Annotated in this window: 19 protein-coding genes; 7 read left to right on the top strand and 12 right to left on the bottom strand. The window is 66.8% G+C overall.

Annotation, left to right across the window (positions count from 1 at the left end):
• Positions 1-156: 156 nt before the first annotated feature.
• Positions 157-1,602: an MFS transporter gene (locus K940_RS0103535; protein ID WP_081706134.1), complete on the top strand. Its 1,446-nt coding sequence runs from the start codon at positions 157-159 to the stop codon at positions 1,600-1,602.
• Positions 1,603-1,644: 42 nt separating this feature from the next.
• Here the strand turns inward: K940_RS0103535 and K940_RS26805 are convergent, their stop codons facing one another.
• On the bottom strand, positions 1,645-2,445 hold the full coding sequence (locus K940_RS26805; RefSeq protein WP_231390228.1) for a LysR family transcriptional regulator: 801 nt from the start codon (positions 2,443-2,445) through the stop codon (positions 1,645-1,647).
• A gap of 35 nt (positions 2,446-2,480) precedes the next feature.
• On the opposite strand from K940_RS26805, the gene K940_RS26800 reads away from it, so the two are divergent.
• Positions 2,481-3,179, top strand: a complete 699-nt coding sequence (locus tag K940_RS26800) for a dihydrodipicolinate synthase family protein (protein WP_081706133.1) — start codon at positions 2,481-2,483, stop codon at positions 3,177-3,179.
• 75 nt (positions 3,180-3,254) lie between these two features.
• Here the strand turns inward: K940_RS26800 and K940_RS0103520 are convergent, their stop codons facing one another.
• Entirely contained in the window at positions 3,255-4,211 is a 957-nt protein-coding gene (locus K940_RS0103520; protein ID WP_028476392.1) for an electron transfer flavoprotein subunit alpha/FixB family protein, read from the bottom strand.
• 108 nt (positions 4,212-4,319) lie between these two features.
• Positions 4,320-5,105: an electron transfer flavoprotein subunit beta/FixA family protein gene (locus tag K940_RS0103515; RefSeq protein WP_028476391.1), complete on the bottom strand. Its 786-nt coding sequence runs from the start codon at positions 5,103-5,105 to the stop codon at positions 4,320-4,322.
• A gap of 205 nt (positions 5,106-5,310) precedes the next feature.
• Here K940_RS0103515 and K940_RS26795 point away from each other — a divergent pair, with 205 nt between their 5' ends.
• The 3 genes from K940_RS26795 to K940_RS0103500 are packed head-to-tail and all read left to right on the top strand — an operon-like array spanning position 5,311 to position 9,016.
• Positions 5,311-6,120: a bifunctional 2-polyprenyl-6-hydroxyphenol methylase/3-demethylubiquinol 3-O-methyltransferase UbiG gene (locus K940_RS26795; protein ID WP_051406871.1), complete on the top strand. Its 810-nt coding sequence runs from the start codon at positions 5,311-5,313 to the stop codon at positions 6,118-6,120.
• Entirely contained in the window at positions 6,117-7,766 is a 1,650-nt protein-coding gene (locus K940_RS26790; RefSeq protein WP_231390227.1) for a glycoside hydrolase family 57 protein, read from the top strand. Before K940_RS26795 ends, K940_RS26790 begins: the two co-directional genes overlap by 4 nt.
• The gene (locus K940_RS0103500; RefSeq protein ID WP_028476390.1) at positions 7,763-9,016 is read left to right on the top strand and encodes a glycosyltransferase family 4 protein; all 1,254 of its coding nucleotides are present in this window, start codon (positions 7,763-7,765) and stop codon (positions 9,014-9,016) included. The genes K940_RS26790 and K940_RS0103500 overlap by 4 nt, the downstream gene beginning before the upstream one ends.
• A gap of 369 nt (positions 9,017-9,385) precedes the next feature.
• Here K940_RS0103500 and K940_RS0103485 read toward each other — a convergent pair whose 3' ends face one another.
• Positions 9,386-10,126, bottom strand: a complete 741-nt coding sequence (locus tag K940_RS0103485) for an acyltransferase (RefSeq protein WP_036527412.1) — start codon at positions 10,124-10,126, stop codon at positions 9,386-9,388.
• 252 nt (positions 10,127-10,378) lie between these two features.
• Between K940_RS0103485 and K940_RS0103480 the strand changes: the two genes are divergently transcribed.
• Positions 10,379-11,719, top strand: coding sequence for a PQQ-binding-like beta-propeller repeat protein (locus K940_RS0103480; RefSeq protein ID WP_369797455.1), 1,341 nt, complete (start codon positions 10,379-10,381; stop codon positions 11,717-11,719).
• A gap of 6 nt (positions 11,720-11,725) precedes the next feature.
• Here K940_RS0103480 and K940_RS0103475 read toward each other — a convergent pair whose 3' ends face one another.
• The 8 genes from K940_RS0103475 to ctaD form a co-directional block, all read right to left on the bottom strand.
• Positions 11,726-12,901, bottom strand: a complete 1,176-nt coding sequence (locus K940_RS0103475) for a hypothetical protein (protein WP_028476387.1) — start codon at positions 12,899-12,901, stop codon at positions 11,726-11,728.
• Positions 12,901-13,878, bottom strand: a complete 978-nt coding sequence (locus K940_RS0103470) for a class I SAM-dependent methyltransferase (protein ID WP_028476386.1) — start codon at positions 13,876-13,878, stop codon at positions 12,901-12,903. The genes K940_RS0103475 and K940_RS0103470 overlap by 1 nt, the downstream gene beginning before the upstream one ends.
• Before the next feature lie 36 nt (positions 13,879-13,914).
• Positions 13,915-14,691, bottom strand: a complete 777-nt coding sequence (locus K940_RS0103465; protein WP_028476385.1) for an enoyl-CoA hydratase-related protein — start codon at positions 14,689-14,691, stop codon at positions 13,915-13,917.
• Positions 14,692-14,725: 34 nt separating this feature from the next.
• Positions 14,726-15,496, bottom strand: a complete 771-nt coding sequence (locus tag K940_RS0103460; protein ID WP_051406843.1) for an NUDIX hydrolase — start codon at positions 15,494-15,496, stop codon at positions 14,726-14,728.
• Positions 15,497-15,677: 181 nt separating this feature from the next.
• Positions 15,678-16,511 carry an ABC transporter ATP-binding protein gene (locus tag K940_RS0103455; RefSeq protein WP_028476383.1) on the bottom strand — a complete coding sequence of 278 codons (834 nt, stop codon included), beginning with the start codon at positions 16,509-16,511 and terminating at the stop codon, positions 15,678-15,680.
• 122 nt (positions 16,512-16,633) lie between these two features.
• Entirely contained in the window at positions 16,634-17,473 is an 840-nt protein-coding gene (locus K940_RS0103450; RefSeq protein ID WP_081706151.1) for an aminoacyl-tRNA hydrolase, read from the bottom strand.
• Between the two features lie 8 nt (positions 17,474-17,481).
• Complete coding sequence (serB, locus tag K940_RS0103445) at positions 17,482-18,699, bottom strand: phosphoserine phosphatase SerB (RefSeq protein WP_028476381.1); 1,218 nt, start codon at positions 18,697-18,699, stop codon at positions 17,482-17,484.
• A gap of 202 nt (positions 18,700-18,901) precedes the next feature.
• Complete coding sequence (gene ctaD / locus K940_RS0103440; protein WP_081706132.1) at positions 18,902-20,644, bottom strand: cytochrome c oxidase subunit I; 1,743 nt, start codon at positions 20,642-20,644, stop codon at positions 18,902-18,904.
• A 299-nt stretch (positions 20,645-20,943) separates the two neighbouring features.
• Between ctaD and K940_RS0103435 the strand changes: the two genes are divergently transcribed.
• On the top strand, positions 20,944-22,014 hold the full coding sequence (locus K940_RS0103435) for an iron-siderophore ABC transporter substrate-binding protein (RefSeq protein WP_081706150.1): 1,071 nt from the start codon (positions 20,944-20,946) through the stop codon (positions 22,012-22,014).
• Positions 22,015-22,286 lie beyond the last annotated feature (272 nt).

Raw genomic sequence — 22,286 nt, 5'->3', positions numbered from 1 at the left:
ACAGCTCGGGCATGGGCTGACGCTGTTCCAGCTCGATGAAGTGGCGGTGCTGAATCTCGAAGCAGAATGGTGCACGTCGTACTCCCCTCACACAAATCGGTCTCTAGTGCCCGGCGGCCGCCAACATGTGAAATGCCAGTCTCTACGGGAGGGTGCGTGACACGACGACGAGTCGAGATCGACCGCGGCACACCCCAGCACAGCACCGTGACCGCGTACATTGTTCTGACAGTGGCGTGTGCGGCGCAGTTCATGGTGGTTCTCGATATCTCGGTGGTGAACGTGGCGTTGCCTTCGATTCGGGACGCACTGCATTTCGGTGAGTCGGGCCAACAATGGGTGGTCAACGCCTATGCCCTGGTGTTCGCCGGATTCCTGCTGCTAGGTGGGCGACTGGCCGACCTGTACGGCCACCGCCGGGTCTTCATGAGCGGGTTGGCGCTGTTCGCCGCAGCGAGTCTGGCCTGCGGCCTGGCGACCTCCGGCCCCCTGCTGGTCGGCGCGCGCGCACTACAAGGATTGGGCGCCGCGGTGCTGGCTCCGGCGACACTGACGCTGGTGACCACGGCTTTCCCGGAAGGTCCGGCCCGAGTGCGAGCTCTGGCCACCTGGACCGCAGTCGGCGTGGCGGGAGGCACGGCGGGTAACCTCGTCGGCGGAGTGCTGACCGAATATCTGTCCTGGCGTGCCACACTGCTGCTCAATGTTCCCATCGCGGTTGCCGCCGTGCTGGCGACGATGCGGTTCGTGCACGCCGACCGACCCGAAAACGACCGCCCGCGCGTGGACATCGTCGGCGCTGTACTGGCCACAGGCGGGTTGGCGACTCTGGCGTTCGGCATCTCCCGCGCCGCGGAGGTGGGATGGGCTTCGACCTCTGCAGTCCTCGGTATCGGCATTGGGGCGATCCTGCTGGTCGTCTTCGGTGTCGCCGAGAAACGCAACGCGGACTCGCCGCTGATTCCGCTGCGCCTGTTCGCGATCCGTTCGGTGTCGGTGGGCAATGTGGCGATGTTGCTGGCCGGTGCCAGTTTGAACCCGATGTGGTTCTTCCTGACGCTGTCGATGCAGACCGGGCTCGGCTACAGTCCCGTTCAGACGGGGCTGGCGTTCCTGCCACACACGATCGTGACCATCGTGGTCGCTGCGCGAGTGACGCCGTGGTTGATGCGCCGCGTCGAGGGGCGGGTGTTGATCGCGACAGGTTCGTTGCTGGCCGCGGCCGGGTTCTGCTGGCAAGCCCAGCTCGGCGAGCACGACGACTACCTCACCGGGATCCTGGGCCCGGCGATCGTTTTCAGCATCGGCACTGGCCTGTTGAACACCCCGATCACCGCGGCTGTCACCTCCGGGGTTCCGACCGGCGACGCGGGAGCAGCCTCGGGATTGATGAACACGACCAAACAGGTCGGCGGCGCCCTGGGTCTGGCGATCCTGGTGACCGTCGCCGCCGCCCACGGCACCGACGCGCCGATGCTGCTCGAGGCCTACAACCGCGCCTTCTACGCGATCGCTGCGGTGATGGTCGCGGTCGCGATAGTGGCCGCCGCGCTGCCGGCTCGAAACGACCGGAACCGACCCGCAGGACAGCGGCCGCGTTAGCACAACCCCTTGGTTCACAAGCCCGAACGTCCCACCCGCCGGTCAGCTGCCGCGGAAGGACCTGGCCGCGCGATGGAGTTCTGCGCTCACCGCGGCGAATGCGGGCCGGGACCGACTGCCGCGCCGATAGGCGATCCGAGTCCGCCTGCTGATCGGCAAGGCAGTGAGCACGACCCCCTCTGGGACCTCGATCGTCCCGAACCGCGGAACCAACGCCACACCGGCTCCCGCTGCGACCAGCCGCAATACCATCGCGAAGTCATCGACTCGGTGGGCGATGCGCGGTTCGAAGCCATGGGACTGGCAGGTGCGCACGGTCATCGTGTGGCAGAGCGTGCCGGGTTTGCCGACGATCCAGTTGCTTCGGCAGTGATTGTGGATGAGCTCGTTGTCGGGCAGGTTCGGCGCGGTGGGCGATGCCAGATAGACGACTTCGTCGAGAAGCGGTTCGAGTTCGATTCCCGACCCCATGGCGGACGGGACGTTGTCGTATTCATGAACCAGCGCAATGTCCAGTTGGCCTGCCCGAAGCAGATCCGGCACTTCCGCCGGATCGACCTCGGTGACCGTCAACTCCATGTCCCGTTCGGCTCGGGCGATCCGCACCATCGCGGGAAGCACGACCATCCGTAGTGCGGTCGGAAACGCGCCCAGACGCACCGACCCCGACGGTCCCTCGTCCGTCGCGGCGAGCGCGGCTTCCGCACGTTCCAGATCGGCGAGCACGGCCTCGGCGTGTTCTACCAGCACAATCCCCGCCGGCGTCAGACTCACCCGACGGCCCGTCCGGGTCAACAGGGACCGACCGGTCTCGCGCTCGAGTGCGGTGAGCTGTTGCGACACCGCGGAGCCCGGCGGAGCGGCGAGAGGTCGTACGGATCTGTGGTCGAGTATGCCGCGAGCACGACGTCCCGCTGCTCGTCGGAACCGGCTCCAACGACACCGCCGGCACGCGGCGGGCGGTGGAGGAGCTGAGCGAGAACACCTATGTCGCAGGCGTATTGGTGGTCGTTCCCTACTACACACGCCCGTCTGAGGCGGGAGTCGTCGCGCACTTCGAATACATCGCCGAAGCCAGCCCGCTACCGCTGGTCTTGTACAACGTTCCTTACCGCACCGGCCAACACCTGGGATGGCAGTCCATCGTGCGCTTGGCGCAGCATCCCCGCGTCGTCGCAGTCAAGCAGGCGGTCGGTTCGGTGGACACCGACACCGCACGGCTGTTCGCGGAGTCCGACGAGTCGTTTTCGGTGCTCGCGGGTGAAGACACGCTGATCTCGCCGTTGCTGGCGATGGGCGCGGCGGGCGCGATCGCGGCGACCGCGAATGTGTGCACGCCCGAGTACGTCGAACTGTTCCGGTTGTGGCGCGACGGAAGTACGACGCAGGCACGCCTTCTCGGCAACGACCTCGTCGCACCTGCATGCGCGCTCATGTCCGAACCCAACCCCACGGTGATCAAAGCCGTCCTGCATGCCCAGGGCCGGATAGCGACCCCGCATGTCCGGTTGCCGTTGCTTCCTGCTGGTGAACCCACAGCGATCATCGAGACGCTACGCCACCTCCGGACGCGGTGACGATCGGCCGGTCGAAACAGCAGTGGCCCCGACCGTATCCGGTCGGGGCCACCAGGTGTGGTCGACGCCAGCGTGTCAGCCCTTGTGGGTCTTCACCGCTTCGGTCAGCTGCGGCGCGACATTGAACAGGTCGCCCACGATGCCGTAGTCCGCGATCTCGAAGATCGGCGCCTCTTCGTCCTTGTTGACCGCAACGATGGTCTTGGAAGTCTGCATACCCGCGCGGTGCTGGATGGCGCCGGAGATGCCCAGAGCGATGTACAGCTGCGGTGAGACGGTCTTGCCGGTCTGGCCGACCTGGAACTGGCCCGGGTAGTAGCCCGAGTCGACCGCGGCACGCGAAGCGCCCACCGCTGCGCCGAGCGAATCGGCCAGCGCCTCGACCACTGCGAAGTTGTCGGCGGAGCCGACGCCGCGGCCGCCGGAGACCACGATGGCGGCCTCGGTGAGCTCCGGACGGTCACCGGCCACGACCGGCTCGCGCGAGAGCACCTTGACCACGCCGTCTTCCTGCGCGGGCACGTCCACGGCGACCTGTTCACCGGCGCCGGCCTGCGCGCCGGCCTCGATCGCGCCCGGACGGATCGAAATCACCGGCACGTCACCAGTGGCCGTGGCGTCGACGGTGAATGCGCCACCGAAAATGGAGTGCACCGCGCTGCCGTCGGCCTTCACGTCGACCACGTCGACCAGCAGACCGGAGCCGATGCGGGCGGCCAGGCGACCCGACACCTCTTTGCCTTCGGCGGTGGCGGCGACAATGACCGCGGCCGGCGACGCCGACTCGGTCAGTCCGGCCAAGACGTCCACCTTCGGGGTCACCAGGTAGTTGTCCACGTCGTCGGACTCGGCGATGTAGATCTTCTCGGCGCCGGCGGCGGCCAGCGAGTCGGCGAGCTTCTCGCCGGTGCCCGCCGTGCCGAGCACGACGGCCGCGGGCTCGCCGAGCGCGCGCGCCGCAGTGAGCAATTCGGTGCTGACTTTCTTGATCGCACCATCGGCGTGCTCGACGAGCACGAGTACTTCTGCCATGTGGGTTCTCTCCTAAAAGTCTCGATCCGGGCGTGTGAGGCGAATGGTGATCGCGCAGCTGCGCGCCCCACCGCCGGGTACGGGTATCCCCGAATCAGCGTGCCGGGATCAGATGACCTTCTGGCCGATCAGGTACTGAGCGATCTTGGTACCGCCATCGCCTTCGTCCGCGATCTTCTCGCCCGCGGTGCGTGGCGGCTTCGGGGTGGATGCGGTGACGGTGGTGCCGGCGTTCGCCACACCCACGGTCGAGGCGTCGACGCCGAGGTCGGCCAGGGTGAACCGCTGCACTTCCTTCTTCTTCGCAGCCATGATGCCCTTGAACGACGGGAAGCGCGGTTCGTTGATCTTCTCGGTGACGCTCACGATGGCCGGCAAGGTGGCCTCCAGCTTGCACACGCCGTCGTCGGTCTCCCGCTCACCAGTGATCTTGTCGCCGTCGACGGTCAGCTTGCGCAGGTGCGTCAGCTGCGGCAGTCCCAGGTACTCGGCGATGATCGCCGGAACCGCACCAGCACGGCCATCGGTCGCCTCGTTGCCCGCAATGACCAACTCGACGCCTTCGACCTGACCGAGCGCACTGGCCAGCACCCACGCGGTCTGCACCGCGTCGGAGCCGTGGATCGCCGGATCGTTGATGTGGATCGCCTTGTCCGCGCCCATGGACAGCGCCTTGCGAATGGCTTCGGCCGCACGGTCCGGGCCAGCAGCCAGCACCGTGACCTCACCGCCCTGAGCTTCCTTGATCAGCAGCGCCTCTTCGACGGCGCGCTCGTTGATCTCGTCGAGCACGGCGTCGGCAGCCTCACGATCCAGGGTGAAGTCACCATCGGTGAGTTTACGCTCGGACCAGGTATCGGGTACCTGCTTGATGAGTACGACGATGTTCGGCATCGGTCTTCGTCGACCTCCTGTTCTGGTTACACGGTCATGGTGGTCGCACGAACTCGGCCGCACGTCCAGGTGAGTGGCTCAGGCTGACGACATTACCCCATGCTAAGTTACTGATGGGTAACTTAGTCTACCGGATGCGAATATCCCACGTCGACGCCCTGGCAGTAACGTCGGAGCGATGAGCGAGGCTGTGACCCCCGTCGCCATGAGCGACCCGGGAAGATCCCCTGCGGACCCCGAGCGGACCACTGGCGCCGGCGAACCACTGCCGTTGACCGGTGAGCGTACGGTCCCCGGCATCCCGGAGGAGAACTACTGGTTCCGCAGGCACGAGATCGCCTATGCCAGCCTGCTGGCGCGCTGCGCCGGAAAGACCGTCCTCGAAGCCGGCGCCGGAGAAGGCTACGGCGCCGACATGATCGCCGACGTCGCCGCCAAGGTGATCGGTGTGGACTACGACATCGCAGCTGTCGAACATGTGCGCGCCCGCTACCCACGCGTGGAGATGATCCACGGCAACCTCGCCACACTGCCGCTGGACGACGCGTCGGTCGATATCGTGGTGAACTTCCAAGTCATCGAGCATCTTTGGGACCAGTCCCAGTTCCTCCAGGAGTGCCTTCGCGTGTTGCGCCCCGGCGGTGAGTTGCTGCTCAGTACGCCCAATCGGATCACGTTCTCTCCCGGCAGCGACACCCCGCTCAACCCGTTCCACACCAGGGAATTGAACGCGACCGAATTGAGCGGGCTACTGACCGATGTCGGCTTCGAGGTCACCACACTCATCGGCGTCCACCACGGACCGGGCTTGAAAGCATTGGACGCCAAGTACGGCGGATCGTTCATCGCTGCGCAGATCGACCGAGCGCTGGCCGGACAACCGTGGCCACCGGAGCTGACCGCCGACGTCGCCCATGTCTCGGTCGAGGACTTCACGCTGGCTGCCACAGATATCGACGCGAGCCTGGATCTGGTCGCCATCGCGGTGAAGCCCCGATCGCACGCGATACGGTGACCCGCACACAGTCTCCGGGCTCGGTGCCCGGCCAGTTCACATTGGTACTGCATTCTCACCTGCCATGGCTGGCGCATCACGGCCGCTGGCCGGTGGGTGAGGAATGGCTCTATCAGTCATGGGCCGCGTCGTATCTCCCAGTGGTGGAGGTTCTGAGAACTCTTGCGGCCGAAGGCCGTTCACATCTACTCAGCCTCGGCATCACCCCGGTGCTGGCCGCCCAGCTCGACGACCCGCACTGCCTGGCCGGCATGCATCACTGGCTGGGCAATTGGCAACTACGCGCCGACGAGGCCGCAATGGCAGGTGATGTGGCCCTCGGCAGCCGTGAGCATCGGCTGGCCACCGCGGCACTGAGTGAATTCGAGCTGCGATGGCGACATGGCGCGTCGCCGGTCTGGCGGGAACTCATCGACGCCGAGACGATCGAACTACTCGGCGGACCCCTGGCCCACCCCTTCCAACCGCTGCTGGATCGCCGACTGAGGCGATTTCAACTGACCGAGGGCCTGGCCGATGCCCAACATCGATGGCGCCATACACCCACTGGCATCTGGGCTCCGGAGTGCGGCTTCTCGCTCGGCATGGAGGCCGACTACGCGGATGCAGGTGTGACGCATTTCATGGTCGATGGCCCCGCATTGCGGGGCGACACCACACTCGGTCACCCGGTGCACGACTCCGATGTGGTCGCCTTCGGGCGCGATCTCACGGTGAGTTACCGAGTCTGGTCGCCGAAATCGGGCTATCCGGGCCACAGCGCGTATCGTGATTTTCATCACTACGATCATGCGACTGGTCTCAAACCCGCACGGGTCACCGGCAAGACCATCGCCGGGCCGGACAAAGCTCCCTACGATCCCGAGTCGGCCGCCATGGCCATCGGAAGTCATGTGGACGACTTCGTGCACACCGTGCGCGAGCGACTACTCACCGAATCCGCACGCATCGGACGACCAGCACTGGTTGTCGCCGCATTCGACACCGAATTGTTCGGCCATTGGTGGCACGAGGGACCGCAATGGCTGGCACGCGTGCTGCGCGCGCTACCGGAGGCGGGTATCACCGTTGGCACACTGTCCGACGCGCGTGCGCGGGGCTACCTGGGCAAACCTGTGTCCTTGGCCGACTCGTCCTGGGGCTCGGGCAAGGACTGGCGGGTATGGGCCGGCGAGCAGGTGCGCGACTTGGTCGAACTCAATGCCGACATCGGGCAACTCACGCTGGACACCGTGGACGCGATGCTGGCTGCGCACTGCCACGCCCCCCATGGGCGCGACCATGTCGCCGACCAGCTGGTGCGAGAGGCGATCTTGACCGTGTCCAGCGACTGGGCGTTCATGGTCAGCAAGGACTCGGCGGCGGGCTACGCGCGCGACCGCGCACACCAACACGCCCACGCGGTGCGGGAGATCGCCGCGGCGGTCGCGGCAGGCCAGGTCGCCAAAGCACGGCAATTGGCGGCAGGATGGGGGTCGGCTGACGGACTCTTCCCCGGCGTGGACGCGCGACGACTGACCTCCGTGGGGTCCGTGACCAGCGCTACCGGGACAGCATCCACGGCCGCGCCGGGATCGGGCCCCGCCACCGCGGACCTCGGCCTCGCCCCGGCGGACCCGGGATCCGCCGCAGGAGGACTTGCATGAAGATATTGATGGTGTCGTGGGAGTACCCGCCGGTCGTGGTCGGCGGGCTCGGGCGGCATGTGCACCATCTCGCTGTCGAACTCGCTACAGCGGGTCACGAGGTGGTGGTGCTGTCTCGACGTCCCTCGGGCACCGACTCCTCCACGCACCCCTCGCATTCTTTCGTCGCCGAGGGAGTTCTGGTGGTGGCCGTTGCGGAAGATCCCCCGATCTTCGACTTCGACACGGATATGCTCGCCTGGACACTGGCGATGGGCCATGCCATGGTGCGCGCCGGCATCGCCCTCGGCAAACCGGGTGTCGGCGACGGCTGGGTACCCGATGTGGTGCACGCACACGACTGGCTGGTCGCCCACCCCGGCATTGCGCTGGCGGAATACTACGACGTGCCCTTGGTATCGACGATCCACGCCACCGAGGCGGGGCGCCACAGTGGCTGGGTCGCCGGCAAGATCAACAAGCAGGTACATTCCGTCGAATGGTGGCTGGCGAACGAATCCGATGCGCTGATCACCTGCTCGGCATCCATGCGCGACGAAGTCGAGCGGCTCTATGGCGCGGAGCGAATCCCCACCACAGTGATCCGCAACGGAATCGACGTGGGCGCTTGGGCCTTTCGCCCACGGGGGCCACGCAGTGGCCCGCCCCGGCTGTTGTACGTCGGCCGGCTGGAATACGAGAAGGGCGTGCAGGATGCGATCGCCGCGCTGCCGCGCATCCGACGCGCCCACCCGGGTACCACCTTGACCGTCGCCGGGGTCGGCACCCAGTTCGAATGGCTGCGTGAACGCGCTCGAATACATCGCGTTGCGCGCGCGGTGGCATTCACCGGTCAACTTGCGCACGAGGAGCTGCTGGGCTGGTTACACGGCGCGGACGCGATCGTCCTGCCCAGCCGATACGAGCCGTTCGGTATCGTCGCCCTGGAAGCGGCGGCAGCAGGCACTCCATTGGTCACGTCGAATGCCGGCGGCCTGGGCGAAGCCGTCATCGATGGCGTGACCGGGGCTTCGTTTGCACCCGCGGACGTCCATGGCCTGGTCGAGGCGGTCCGTGCCACCCTCGACGATCCCGACGCCACGCAACAGCGGGCCTACACCGCGCGCGAGCGGCTCACCGCCGACTTCGCGTGGGAGGTGGTAGCCGCCGAAACAGCCCAGGTATATCAGGCGGCCAAACGGCGGGTGCGCAATCCGCTGGGGCGTCCCACCATCGTCGAACGGCCACTGCCCGAACGCGATCCGAAATAGTACATTGCGGTTCCCTTTGGATGCGGTGCGATCGGCGCTGGCCGCGGTGGTGATCGTAGGTGTGGAGTCAGGCGCGGAGCAGGTGTCGTGCACACTGTTCAATTGAAGCCCGCTCGCGCGGCGCGGTCGAGGAGCAGCGCCCGTTCGGCGCGGTTGGTGGTGAGTCGGGCCGCGTGTTCGAACTCGACGCGGGCCTCGGCGTCGCGGCCGAGCCGGGAGAGCAGGTCGCCACGAACACTGGGGCGTGGGTCGCGGCTATCGCGGCCTGCAACGCGTAGGACCCGGCCACGACACCACGTGCTCGGTTCAATGCGGCGCAGCGGGCCAGGGCAGCGAAGCCACGATGAATGAGCAACTGGTCCCAGCTGGCTAGGCGGTCTGCGTGGCGCCGTTCTTCTTGCGCTCGATATCCTCGAGCGCCGCCAGGTACTCGGCCCGCTGCTGCGCGCCTGCTTCCCACACCTCTTTCCGATTCTTGACCACCTTGGCCGGGGCGCCGACCGCGATGCAGTAATCGGGAATCTCACCCTTGACCACGGCATGCGCACCCAGCACACAGCCGCGCCCGATCCGAGTCTCGCGCAACACGGTCACCTTCGCCGCGATCCAGGTGTCCGGACCGATACGGACCGGGCTTTTCGCAATGCCCTGATCCTTGATCGGTACCGTGATGTCGTCCATCTTGTGGTCGAAATCGCAGATGTAGCACCAGTCGGCGACCAAGGTCGAGTCCCCGATTTCGATATCGAGATAGGTATTGACCACATTGTCCTTGCCGAACACCACTTTGTCGCCGATGCGCAGCGACCCTTCGTGACAGCGGATCGCATTGCCGTCACCGATGTGTACCCACCGGCCGATTTCCATCCGGCCCATCTGCGGCGTCGCGTGAATCTCCACCCGGCGACCGAGGAACACCATGCCACGCAGCACGATGTGTGGGTTGGCCAAGCGGAATTTGAGCAGTCGGTAGTACCGCGTCAGATACCACGGTGTGTATGCCCGGTGAGCGAGCACCCAGCGTAAGGAGGACAGCGTCAGAAACCGCGCCTGCTGCGGATCGCGGCGGCGCACTGCCCGCCAGCGTGAGCGCAGCGGCGCGCCCCACATGCTCGTCACGAACGCTCTCTCCTGTCGTGGTCCAAACGGCGTTCACCGGCCTCGGTGCGACGCACTACAGCGTAGCGCCACCTATGAGCACCCGCGACGACCGGCGGGACTCGTTCGTCCCCCAACGGGCCTCCCGTACAGTGGCTCGTGCGCCGGCGACGGCGACGGCGGACCGTCGGGCGAAGATCTTCCGGAACAGTGGTCCGCCACCTTTGTGTCTCGTGCGAGCCAACGATGACAGGAGTGCGGTAGGTGCGAAGCGGCGTACTGGCTACTTCCCTGGGACCGACTTCCGCGCGGGGACCGTTGCCGAAACGCGCCACGGCGGTGCTGGCGCTGGTGGGGGCGCTGGCCGTCACCGGGTGCGGCACCGACGTCGACGACATCACGGCCGGTTCCGGCGCCGGCTGGCCCGCGGCGCATCACGATGGCCGAAACAGCGGCACCAGCCCGGTCACCGGAGCGCGGCGGCTCACGCTGAGTTGGTCTCGTCCGATCGGCGGACCGATCGCCGAACCGATCACGCTCGGGCCGGAGGGACAGATCTTCGTCACCACCCGCCTGCCGAACTGCTCGATCTTCTCCTTCCAGATGGCCACCGGGCGCAAACGCTTCTGCAACAAGCTCGGACCGAACGCCATATCGGCCGCGGCGGCGGTCGACGGGATGACCAATGTGTACGTCGGCGACGACAGCCACGTGAACTCGTTCAACGACATGGGCCAACCGCGCTGGCGCACCACGGTCGCCGGGACGCCGGTATCGGTGCAGTTCACCGGCGATGGAAACCTGCTGACGATCACCCAATCCGGTCAGGTCGATGTCCTGTCGCGCCAGACCGGCGCCCGTGTCGTCCCGACGGTGCAACTGCTCGGCGAACCCGATTTCCTCGCCCACCCGAGCCTGCCCTGGCCCGCGCCCGGGCAGGGGCTCGACCACTGTGGCACCGGCGGCCCGCAGTGCCCGGTTGCGAACGTCTCCCCGGTCGACACCTCCAACGGTCGCTTCTACGTCACGGTGTGGCAGCCGGGCGAGCCGGCCGCTGCCCTCGCGGCCCTGCGCTACGTCGACGGAAAAGTGCACCGGGACTGGCAAGTACGGCTGCTGGAGCGTGGCAGCGCGACGAGCCCCACCCTGTCCGCCGACGGCGACACCGTCTTCGTCGGGGACAACACCGGCCGGTTGATCGCGCTCGATACCGCAGAGGGTCGGGTCAAGTGGGTACACCAGTTGGATTGGACCCCGCGCGGCGGCATCTCGGTATCCGAAGACGGACTGATCATCCCCGCCGGTGACGACGGATATCTCCTGGCGCTGCGCGACGCCGGCGATGTCGCCGAGACCGCCTGGGAACGCAAGGATCTCGCGCTGCGCGGCACCCCGGTGCAGACTGCGGGCAATACCGGCTACACCACTGCGGCAATCGGCGATGGCCTCAACCTGGTCACCTTCGATATCGAATCCGGGGCTACCATCGATTCCGATGTCCTGCCCGGGGCGCAGGGCGCCACCACCGGGACATCGGTCGGCGCCGAGGGCGAGGTCGTGGTCGCCACTCGCATCGGTGAAATATTCACCTTCACACCGGAATAGCTGCCGCTACAGTACTCGCGAATCCACCGCGGTACACAGAAATGCGGTCGGGGTGGACCCGATACGCGTGAGCACCAGAGTGAACGGCTGGGAACCAACCGGTTTCACGCTACGGCGTAGCCGGTCGGGATCCACATCGACGCCACGGACGAGAATCTCCAGCGGCCCGCAATCGCGGCGACGCAACTCGGCGCGCACGCTCTTTTCCCGATAGTCGAACCGCTCCACGATGCGGAAACCACGCGTCCCAGCGGGGAGTTCGTCTCCGGTCAGATAGGCGATGCGTGGGTCGAGTTGCCACAGGCCGTGTCGCGCAGCGTAGTGACGAACGAGTCCGGCACGCACGACCGCACCATCGGGGTCGAGGATCCACGCGCCCGGGGCACGCCGCGGAATGTCCTGTGGATCGGCATCGGTGAGGGTGACCGGCCTGCGGGTCGAAGACAGAATGGTCGCGCGTCGGGTGACGCCGTGCTCGGCCAGCCCGCAGGTCCACAGACACGCTTCGCGCACCACTCCATCGAGTGAGACGACCTCGATCTCACCGGACCAGCCGAGCCGATCGAAGTCCAGTCCAGGAGCACACTTCACGGCCAGATCGCGACCCGGGTACGCGGCGAGCAGATCCGGCAATGGCGGTCGCAGTTTCGCCGGATCCCGGGTGCGGCGGCCATCTGCGCGACGGGCGGGATCGGCGATCACGACGGTGCCCGCGCTGACCGGCACCAACGCATCCGCCTCGATCGGTAGGACATTCGCGTGCTCGGCAAGGTTGTGCGCGGCCATCGCCAACCGGACGTCGTCGACGTCACTGCCGAGCACGGCAGGGCACACCGGCGCCAATGCCGCCAACTCCGCCCCGACCGAGCAGGTCACATCGTGTACCGCTCGCCCGGCCAGTCGGGCGGCTCGGTGCCGCGCAACCAGCGACGGCGTTGCCTGCTGCAGGGCATCGTCGGTGAGCAGCCAGTGCCGCGCCTCGCTCAGTTTGGTGACGGCTCGACGCCGCAGTTGCACGGTTTCCACCAGGGCTGCCGGATGCGCGTGGTCGCGTCGCACTCGCTCCAGGTCGCGTACATAGGTCTGCGGGGTCAGTGCCAACCGGTCGACCTCGGCCAGCGCGCCGCGGCCCGCGGCGCTACCGAGATACGCGACGTCTCGACGACTGAAGCCGTAGCCCACTACCTGGCGGACGACCCGGGCTTCACCCCGGTGATCAGGGCATTGTAGAAGAACCGACGCGGCACCACGCGGCGCAGGACGTTTTCGTCCACCCAGCTCAACCCCAACCAGGCGCGATACATAGCCATCCGATAGCCGATGGTGAGCTTCTCGGCCGGTACGGCCGCCTCGAAGGTGCGCACCGGCCAGCCCCACAACGCTGCGGCGAGTTCCTCGGTGGTGGCAACCACGTCGGCGGCGCCCGCGGACCGAGCCATCGCCTCCAGGCCACGTGGGTCGAAGGTGTGCAGGTCGACCACCGCCTCCAGTGCGGCGGCGCGCGAGGACTCGTCCAATTCCTCTTGTGGGCGCCGCCAGCTGCTCAGCATCGGCAGTTTGGTGATGGTGGTGGTGGCCTTCCAGGTGAACCGGCCCAGCCACCGCGCATAGAAGTTGCCGGCGGTGGTCGGCTCGCCGGCGAACACGAAACGTCCACCGGGCTTGAGCACGCGCAGACACTCTTTCAGAGCCAGTTCGACATCGGGGATGTGGTGCAACACCGCGTGGCCGACCACCAGGTCGAAGGTGTCGTCCTCGTACGGTATGGTCTCCGCGTCCGCCACCCGGCCGTCCACATCGAGCCCGAGATTGTGCGCGTTGCGCAACGCCACCTGCACCATGCCCGGTGACAGGTCGGTGACCGAACCCGACGTGGCGATGCCCGCCTGCATCAGATTCAGCAGGAAGAAGCCGGTACCACAACCCAGTTCCAGGGCCCGACCATACGGCAGCGGGGCAGAACCGACGGCGACGTCGAAACGCCCGCGAGCATATTCGATACAGCGTTCGTCAAACGAAATCGACCATTTGTCGTCGTAGGTCTCGGCTTCCCAATCGTGATAGAGCACTTGGGCCAGCTTCGTGTCGTTGAGCGCTGCTTCGACCTCTGCCGCGGTGGCGTGCGGGTTCGGCGCGGGGTCGTCGGGGCATACCGTCATGGTCGGCAGCCTACCCAAATCCCCAGCTGACGCGCGCTATCGCCCCAGGAATTCCGCCGACCCCGGTCCATCGGCGAGATAGGAACCCGTTCCGATCAGGCGATCCTCGGTCAGAAACAGCGCCGCCCACTCGGTCCGTGCGCGATCGAGACCGTGCGGACCTGCTTCGAAGACGGCCTTCGCCGCCGACAGTGCCCGCGCCGGTCCGTCCACGAACTGGTGTGCCCAGCGCATGGCGGCTGCGTACACATCGTCCGGCGCAACGACCTCGTCGACCAAGCCCAGCGCGCGGGCCTCGTCCGGTTCGACGAAGCGGCCGGTGTAGACGAGATCCTTGGCTGGCCCGGCACCGATCAGCAATGACAGCCGTCGGATGCCCGCCAGCGGAATCAAACCTGCCTTGATCTGCGGCAACCCGAGCTTGACATTGTCGCCGACGATCCGCCGATCGGCGCCCAGGGCCAATTCGAGCCCGCCGCCGAGGCAGTAGCCGCTGATCGCAGCGACGGTGGGTTGCGGGGTGCGTGCCAGGCATCCGAGGGCGCGCTGCAGATCGGCGGCCACTGCACCGGCGTGATCGGCACCGAATCGGGACAGCTCGGTCAGGTCGTCGCCTGCCGAAAACACCCGCTCGTCGCCGTACACGACCAGCGCGGCGACGCCCGGATCTCCCGCGACCGCCTCCGCCGCCTCGGCCAGTTCACGCGCCAGCTGCACGTTCAGCAAGTTCATCGGCGGGCGGGCGATCCGAAGGACTGCCACGCGCCGCGCGGCCTGACCCTCGGGCAACTCCAAGGTCACGAATTCAGCCATGGAAGGCCACGCTACCGCGCTGCCTCGCAACCGTTCAGGTGCCCACAGAACCCTGGAGCCGGCCGATATCCGGAAGATCGGCGAAGTACCGCTCGTTGTCCGGGAAGGACAGCAGCTGCTTGCCATCGGCCTCGGCCAATACCGGCAGAATCGGGTCGATCACCCGCTGCGCGGCCAGAATATCGGCCGTGGAGCCGAACTCGCCGAGCGCGACCAATTGAGCCCAGGTCGGTGGCAGCAGGACGTCCGTACCGGAACGCCAGCGCGCCAGCGCCTCGGCGGGAGTACGCCAGCGCACCTCCACCGCCTCCGACGTGGCGCCATCCGCACGTTGTCCCTCCGGGACCACGGCGACGAAGAACCGTGTGTCGTAGCGGCGCGACTCGATCACCGGGGTGATCCAATTCGCCCACGGCCGCAACAGGTCGGCGCGCAACACCAACTGCTGCTCGGCGAGGAACGCCGCCAAGGACAGTTCCCTGCGTTCCAGACGGTCGCGAACAGCTCGATGACCGACGCTGTCGGAGACCACGCCCTCAGCGGTGGGGCCGGCCAAGAGCACGCCACATTCCTCGAATGTCTCGCGTACCGCGGCACACACCAGTGCCTTGGCCCTGGGCTCGGTGGTCGCGAATCGTTGGGCCCACCACGCGGGCTCGGGACCGGCCCACGCGATCTCGGCGGTGCCATCGGACGGGTCGACGCCACCGCCGGGAAACACGGTCATTCCCGCCGCGAAGGCCATCGCACCCGACCGCCGCTGCAAGAAGATCTCCGGGCCGTTCGCGCCGTCGCGCACGAGCATCACCGTCGACGCGTCCTTGGGGGCCGGCGGGTGCGGCGCAGCCGCATGCTGTGCTTCTGTGTCACTCACCCTTGCACCCTAACGCGTGCTTGGTAGGCGCCGGAACGTCCGACGGCTCAGCGGGTGCGATGCCGGCCGCGCGGCGGGCTCAGCGGGTGCCATGCCGGCCCGCGCGGCGGGCTCAGCGGGTGCGATGCCGGCCCGCGCGGCGGGCTCGGCGGGCGAAGTACCGGCCGTCCACCCGTTGGAGCGCGATGGACTGTCGAAAGGCATCGCTGAGGTTGTCCGCAGTGAGCACATCCGACAGCAGTCCGCCAGCGACCACCTCGCCTTCGTCCAGCAGCAGCCCGTGGGTGAATCCGGGTGGAATCTCCTCGACATGGTGCGTGACGAGGACGATCGCGGGCGCATTGGGGTCGGCGGCGAGATCGCCGAGCCGCTCCACCAGTTCCTCCCGACCGCCCAGATCCAAACCCGCTGCGGGCTCGTCGAGCAGCAACAGCTCCGGATCGGTCATCAGCGCGCGCGCGATGAGCACCCGCTTGCGCTCGCCCTCCGACAACGTCCCATACGTGCGCTCGGACAGATGCTCGGCGCCAAGGCTTTCCAGCATGTCGATCGCGCGATCGGTATCCACATCGTCATAGCGCTCCCGCCAGCGACCCAGCACCGCGTATCCCGCGGAGACCACCAGGTCGGCGACTTTCTCGTCGAGCGGAACCCGGCTGGCCACCGCGGCCGAGGACAAGCCGATGCGCGGACGCAGCTCGCTGACATCCACTTTGCCGACCCGCTCCCCGAGTAGGTGGGCGATGCCAGCGGTGGGATGCATCTCGGCGGCAGCCATCCGCAGTAGCGAAGTCTTGCCCGCACCGTTGGGTCCGAGCACGACCCAACGTTCGTCGAGCTCGACCTGCCAGGTGACTGGGCCGACCAGCGTGTGGCCCGAGCGTCGAACGGTCACGTCGGTGAAATCGATGAGCAAATCGGGATCCGGTTGCGGCACGCGCTCCATCTTGGCTCACCCGTAGGGGCACACGTCAACACAGGAGGCATCCCGAGTTCGGGCGCTCGACCCGCTCCCGAAGCCGCCGCGCCTCCGAAGTCGACGCGACCGTGGACGTGCGGTACGCCTGGTCACCACGCTTGGGCAGGCACCGCGATCACGGTCAGCGAATCCGGAGCCACCTCGGTGAATCCGGCATCTCGAACGGCAACCGCGGCACCGTCGGCGACCTGTCCGACCAAAACCGACCACTGCCTGAAGTCGGCTTCGCGGACCGCGCAGCGGAATCCGATTCCCGCCCACCTGCGTGCCCGCTCGACCGATAGTGCACCAGCCAGCAACATGCTCGCGTGGCCCACCTGCGCGGCCGACTTCCCCAGCGTCATCCCCAGGGTGCTGTTCACCCACAGCACCGGTACCCCCGGGTCCGCAGGACCGGGATCGTCGTGCTCGAGATCGGTGCCGCCGATCTGCAGCCGCTTGATCAGCGGATCCACCTGGCCCACCGGCCCTGGAACCAATGCTCGGGCCTGGGCATTGCCGACCTCCATGGTGACGCCATCCACCGCGTGGCTCGCCTGCCACTTCACGCCCCGAGCTCGTCGCGCGACCTTACGAATGCGCGAACGCCGCCACGCGAGATAGCGCTCGCGCCAGACCCCGCCTGCCCCTACCCGCTCGTCCAAGCACAGCGCTACGACAGCCGACGCCGCGGCCGCGAGTAGTGCGCTGCGCGGTGGTGGATCGTCCTTGGGCAGATGGAGCACCATCTGCATCGCCTGCACCAAGTCCGGGTCGTCGGGATCGCGGGCGCCACCGTAGCCTCGAGACAACTCCGCATGCCGGGCGTCGAACCCGGCCAGGGTCGATGCCGCAACGGCTGGATGTGCCGCAGCGTGGTCGTCGACTCCATCGCCGTCGCGGTCTCCGCCAGTGCTCGACAGTCCGTTGCGCCCCACAGAGCTGGTCATCACACCACTCAGCCCAGTGGGACGCGCCGCCCCACGCCGTCTTTGGCGTCGGCGGCTTCCACTTCACGCCGGGTCACCCCGAGAATGAACAGCACTGCATCCAGATAGGGATGCGACAGCGCGGCGTCGGCGACCTCTCGCAGTGCCGGCTTGGCATTGAAGGCGATGCCCAAGCCAGCGGCACTGAGCATGTCGATATCGTTTGCGCCGTCGCCGACTGCGACGGTCTGTCCCATCGATACCCCGGCTTCGACCGCGAACTGGCGCAGCGCGGTGGCCTTCGCCGCCCGATCGACGATCTCGCCCACGACACGACCGGTCAGCTTCCCGTCGACGATCTCCAGCGTGTTCGCATGCACGAAATCCAATCCCAGATCGTCGGCCAGCGGTTCGATCACCTGATGGAACCCGCCCGACACCACGCCGCAGCGGAAACCGAGCCTGTGCAGGGTCCGCACAGTGGTACGGGCGCCGGGGGTCAGCTCGATCCGCTGAGCCACTGCCGCGATCACCGACTCGTCGAGGCCGGCCAGGGTCGCCACCCGCTGTCGTAAGGATTCCGCGAAATCGATCTCCCCACGCATGGCGGCCTCGGTCACCCCGCGAACCTCGTCCTCGACGCCGGCGTATGCGGCGAGCATCTCGATCACCTCCCCCTGGATCAAGGTCGAATCGACATCGAACACGATCAGGCGCTTGGCCCGTCTGGACAGTCCAGCGCGTTCCACCGCGATATCCACCTGCTCGCTCACCGCGACGTCGGCCAACGCCGAATGCAGCCGCGAATCCATGTCCCCCGAGGGCTCGGCGGCGGTGACCATCAGTTCCATGCCGGTCACCGGGTAGTCGGCGATACCACGAATAGCGTCGATATTGACCCCGAGAGCAGCCAGCTGCCGCGACACCACGCTGAATGCGTGCGCGGTGACCGGGGCGCCCAGGATCACCACCGCGTGCGTGGAGATCGGCGGCTTGCCGATCGCCGCGTCGACCTCGACGTCGACGTGCATGCCGACGGTATTCATCGCCTCTTCCAGTTCGTCCTGCAACTCCTCCGGATCGTTCGGGCAGGTGACCAGGACACCGAGGGTCAATCTGCCGCGGATCACGACCTGTTCGACATCCAAGAGGGACACCTTGTGCCGCGACAGCGCTGCGAGCAGCACGGAGGTCACGCCGGGACGATCGGGCCCGGTGACGGTGACGAGAACGGTGGTGTCGGCCAACTGTTGCGCTCCAAGTTCGGTGTTCGCCCCCGCTGAGTGATACCTCCTCGGCACCCCTGCGGGACGTACTGTCTTCACAGACGAGTGTGCACCCGCTGGTGACCAACGGGTGCACAACTCGTGTCGCGAATCCTACGGCGCGGCGGAAACCGGTCCGGTCACCACCCCGCGGCGAGGACCACGCTTACTTCTTGGGTCCGGCCTACTTCTTGGATCCGGCTGCCTCATGGACCTCGGCCACATGCCGGCTGGAGCCCCAACCCACATGCGCCTCGGCCCGCATCCGCTCAACCATGTGCGGGTAGTGCAACTCGAAGGCGGGCCGCTCGGAACGAATGCGTGGCAGCTCATAGAAATTGTGCCGCGGTGGCGGGCAGCTGGTGGCCCACTCCAGCGAGTTGCCGTAACCCCACGGGTCGTCGACGGTCACGACTTCGCCGTAGCGGTAGCTCTTGAACACATTCCACAGGAACGGCAGCATCGACGCGCCGAGCACGAAGGAACCGATCGTCGAGATCGTGTTCAGCGTGGTGAAGCCGTCGCTCGGCAGGTAGTCGGCGTAGCGACGCGGCATGCCCTCGTTACCCAGCCAGTGCTGCACCAGGAACGTGCTGTGGAAGCCGATCAGCGTGGTCCAGAAGTGCCACTTGGCCAAGCGCTCGTCCATCATCCGCCCGGTCATCTTCGGGAACCAGAAGTAGATACCGGCGAAGGTCGCGAACACGATGGTGCCGAACAGCACGTAGTGGAAGTGGGCGACCACGAAGTACGACTCGGTGACGTGGAAGTCCAGCGGGGGGCTGGCGAGAATGACGCCGGACAAACCACCGAACAGGAAGGTGACGATGAACCCGACCGAGAACAGCATCGGTGACTCGAACGTCAGCTGACCGCGCCACATCGTGCCGATCCAGTTGAAGAATTTCACACCGGTGGGAACCGCGATGAGGAAGGTCATCAGCGAGAAGAACGGCAACAGCACCGCACCGGTGGCGTACATGTGGTGTGCCCACACCGCGACCGACAACGCTGCGATACCGAGAGTCGCGTAGACCAGCGTGGTGTAGCCGAAGATCGGCTTACGGGAGAAGACCGGGAAGATCTCCGACACGATGCCGAAGAACGGCAGCGCGATGATGTACACCTCGGGATGACCGAAGAACCAGAACAGGTGCTGGAACAGCAAGATGCCGCCGGTCGCCGGGTCGAAGATGTGGCCGCCGAGGTGGCGGTCGAAGGCCAGGCCGAACGCAGCGGCCGTCAGGATCGGGAAGACCATCACCACCAGCACGCTGGTAACGGTGATATTCCAGGTGAAGATCGGCATCCGGAACATCGTCATGCCGGGCGCACGCAGGCAGACCACGGTGGTCAGCATGTTCACGCCGCCGAGGATGGTGCCAAGACCCGACACGCCGAGACCCAGGATCCACAGGTCGGTACCGACACCGGGAGAGTGCACGATGTCGGTCAGCGGCACGTAGGCGGTCCAGCCGAAGTCGGCGGCGCCGCCCGGAGTGACGAAACCCGCGGTCGCCATGGTGGCGCCGAACGCATAGAGCCAGTAGCTCAACGAGTTCAAGCGTGGGAACGCCACATCGGGAGCGCCGATCTGCAGCGGGAGGATGAGGTTGGCGAAACCGAACACCACTGCGGTCGCATAGAACAGCAGCATGATCGTGCCGTGCATGGTGAACAGCTGGTTGAACTGCTCGTTCGACAGGAACTGCAGACCGGGCCGCGCCAGTTCGCCGCGCATCAGCAGAGCCATCAAGCCACCGATGAGGAAGAAGCTCATCGACGTTGTCAGGTACATGACCCCCAAGACCTTGGGGTCGGTGGTGGTCACCATCTTGTAGATGAATGAGCCCTTCGGCCCGGTCCGAGCCGGATATGGCCGAGTCGCTTCCAATTGAGGGACTGGCTGGGGCTCTACAGCAGTCACTGATCCTCCTAAAGGTGCCTTAGGTCGCTCCGCAGGCTCCGCTGATCGCATCCATGCCCACACTGGGAACAGACGACAGTTCGCTGCGCTCTTCGAATCGTAGACCGTGCCGTCACAGCGGGCCGAAGGGGTCCTACTCTCTGTCGTATTTCCGTGGTTTCCCCCGCATCCGGCCACCGACCGGCACGCCGCATGCCGCGACCGGGACTCCGGTGCCGATCTGCCCCACCGTTGCCGGACGGCGTGGCGCCCCCGACACGGACCGGGCCGTCGAGTCGCCCACCTGTACCCTCACTCGCATGCCGGTGAGCGACGCGATGCAGCAGCGCACTCGAATTCGCCCGATCCGTCGCCGGCTGCGGGCGCTGGCGCTCGGGTGTGCCGTGCTGATCGCCGCCGGGTGCGCGACAACCGAGGACGACTCCGCTTCGATCGTGCGAACCACGACGAACATCGCGGGTGCGGGCGTCGTCGGTCTGCAGCGCGACACGACTCGGGCATGCCCGCTGCCGAGCGCACCCGACGCGGCCGACGTCGCCACCCACAGCGTCACCCACGACGCGGGTGTCACTCAGGTGCCGGCCGACCCGCAACGCATCGTCGCATTGACCACCTCCGCACTGGACGCCGCGTGCGCCCTCGGCCTGTGGGAGCGGGTGGTCGGCGCGGCGACCGTCGACGGGCCGAGCCCGTACCCGGCCTACCTCGGAAACGGCGTGCTGCGCATTCCGGGCATCGGGCCGACGACACAGCCCGATCCGGCCCGCATCGCCGAACTGCGGCCGGATCTCATTCTGGGCGAAAACTCTACCGGCGCAGCGAACTTCACCGACCTGGCAGCCATCGCGCCCACTGTCCTGGTCGGCGCACCCGACTGGCAGTCGAAATTCACCACGTACGCAGCCGGGATGGGGCGCTCCCGCGCTGCGGAAGAAGCACTGCGAAACTATCGCTCCGAGGCCGACGAGACCGGCATCACGCTCGCGGCCGAGCAAACTCAGGCCTCGGTCATCCGATTCACCGCTGAGGACAATCGGGTGCAGGGCAGCGACAGTTTCTCCGGCCACGTGCTCGGTGACGTCGGCGTGCAGCGGCCGACTGCGCAGCGAGGCACGTCGTTCGACGTACCGGTGCACGAGTTCGCCACGAAAGCCGAAGGCGATGTGATCTATGTGGTTCTCGCCGGCCCCGATGGGAGTCTGCGCGGCGAGGCCGTGATGCGCACCGACGAATGGCAGGAACTCGGCGCTGCCGCCGATCACCGAGTATTCGTCGTCGACGACACCGTCTGGCACGGCGACGGCCTCACTGCCGCGCGAGCACTGCTCACCGATTTGCGCACAACGCTCAATGGATATGTGACCGACTGAGCGAAATACGTCAACGACTGAGCGGGATATGTGACCGACTGAGCGCACGACACCTGGGTGCGGATTCCCGCACCCAGGGAGGGCGCCGACCAACGCTGGGGGTGCTGTCGCGGACCCAGGTCACGGGGAAGAGTCCATGAGATCGGCGCGGCCACCGTACCGATCACCGAGGTCTTCTGCGCGATACCTCCACAACGCAGCAGTTTCGGTCCAGAATTGACATATAGCGTGTTGTGCGGCGGCAGGTAGGTCAGTACTACCGCGATAGCTGT

This window comes from Nocardia sp. CNY236 (genome assembly GCF_000482385.1).
Taxonomy (GTDB): Bacteria; Actinomycetota; Actinomycetes; order Mycobacteriales; family Mycobacteriaceae; genus Nocardia.
The sequence above is the reverse complement of the archived record's forward strand: the minus strand, read 5'-3'. Positions and strand labels throughout refer to the sequence as shown.

Coding starts and splice junctions, on each gene's coding strand:
- K940_RS0103465 (WP_028476385.1), bottom strand. CDS start 14,691: ATGGCTGAATTCGTGACCTTGGAGTTGCCCGAGGGTCAGGCCGCGCGG.
- K940_RS0103515 (WP_028476391.1), bottom strand. CDS start 5,105: ATGCCGAACATCGTCGTACTCATCAAGCAGGTACCCGATACCTGGTCC.
- K940_RS0103485 (WP_036527412.1), bottom strand. CDS start 10,126: ATGTGGGGCGCGCCGCTGCGCTCACGCTGGCGGGCAGTGCGCCGCCGC.
- K940_RS0103450 (WP_081706151.1), bottom strand. CDS start 17,473: ATGACCAGCTCTGTGGGGCGCAACGGACTGTCGAGCACTGGCGGAGAC.
- K940_RS0103460 (WP_051406843.1), bottom strand. CDS start 15,496: ATGCTCGTGCGCGACGGCGCGAACGGCCCGGAGATCTTCTTGCAGCGG.
- K940_RS0103500 (WP_028476390.1), top strand. CDS start 7,763: ATGAAGATATTGATGGTGTCGTGGGAGTACCCGCCGGTCGTGGTCGGC.
- K940_RS0103520 (WP_028476392.1), bottom strand. CDS start 4,211: ATGGCAGAAGTACTCGTGCTCGTCGAGCACGCCGATGGTGCGATCAAG.
- K940_RS0103435 (WP_081706150.1), top strand. CDS start 20,944: ATGCCGGTGAGCGACGCGATGCAGCAGCGCACTCGAATTCGCCCGATC.
- K940_RS0103455 (WP_028476383.1), bottom strand. CDS start 16,511: ATGGAGCGCGTGCCGCAACCGGATCCCGATTTGCTCATCGATTTCACC.
- K940_RS0103470 (WP_028476386.1), bottom strand. CDS start 13,878: ATGACGGTATGCCCCGACGACCCCGCGCCGAACCCGCACGCCACCGCG.
- K940_RS26795 (WP_051406871.1), top strand. CDS start 5,311: ATGAGCGACCCGGGAAGATCCCCTGCGGACCCCGAGCGGACCACTGGC.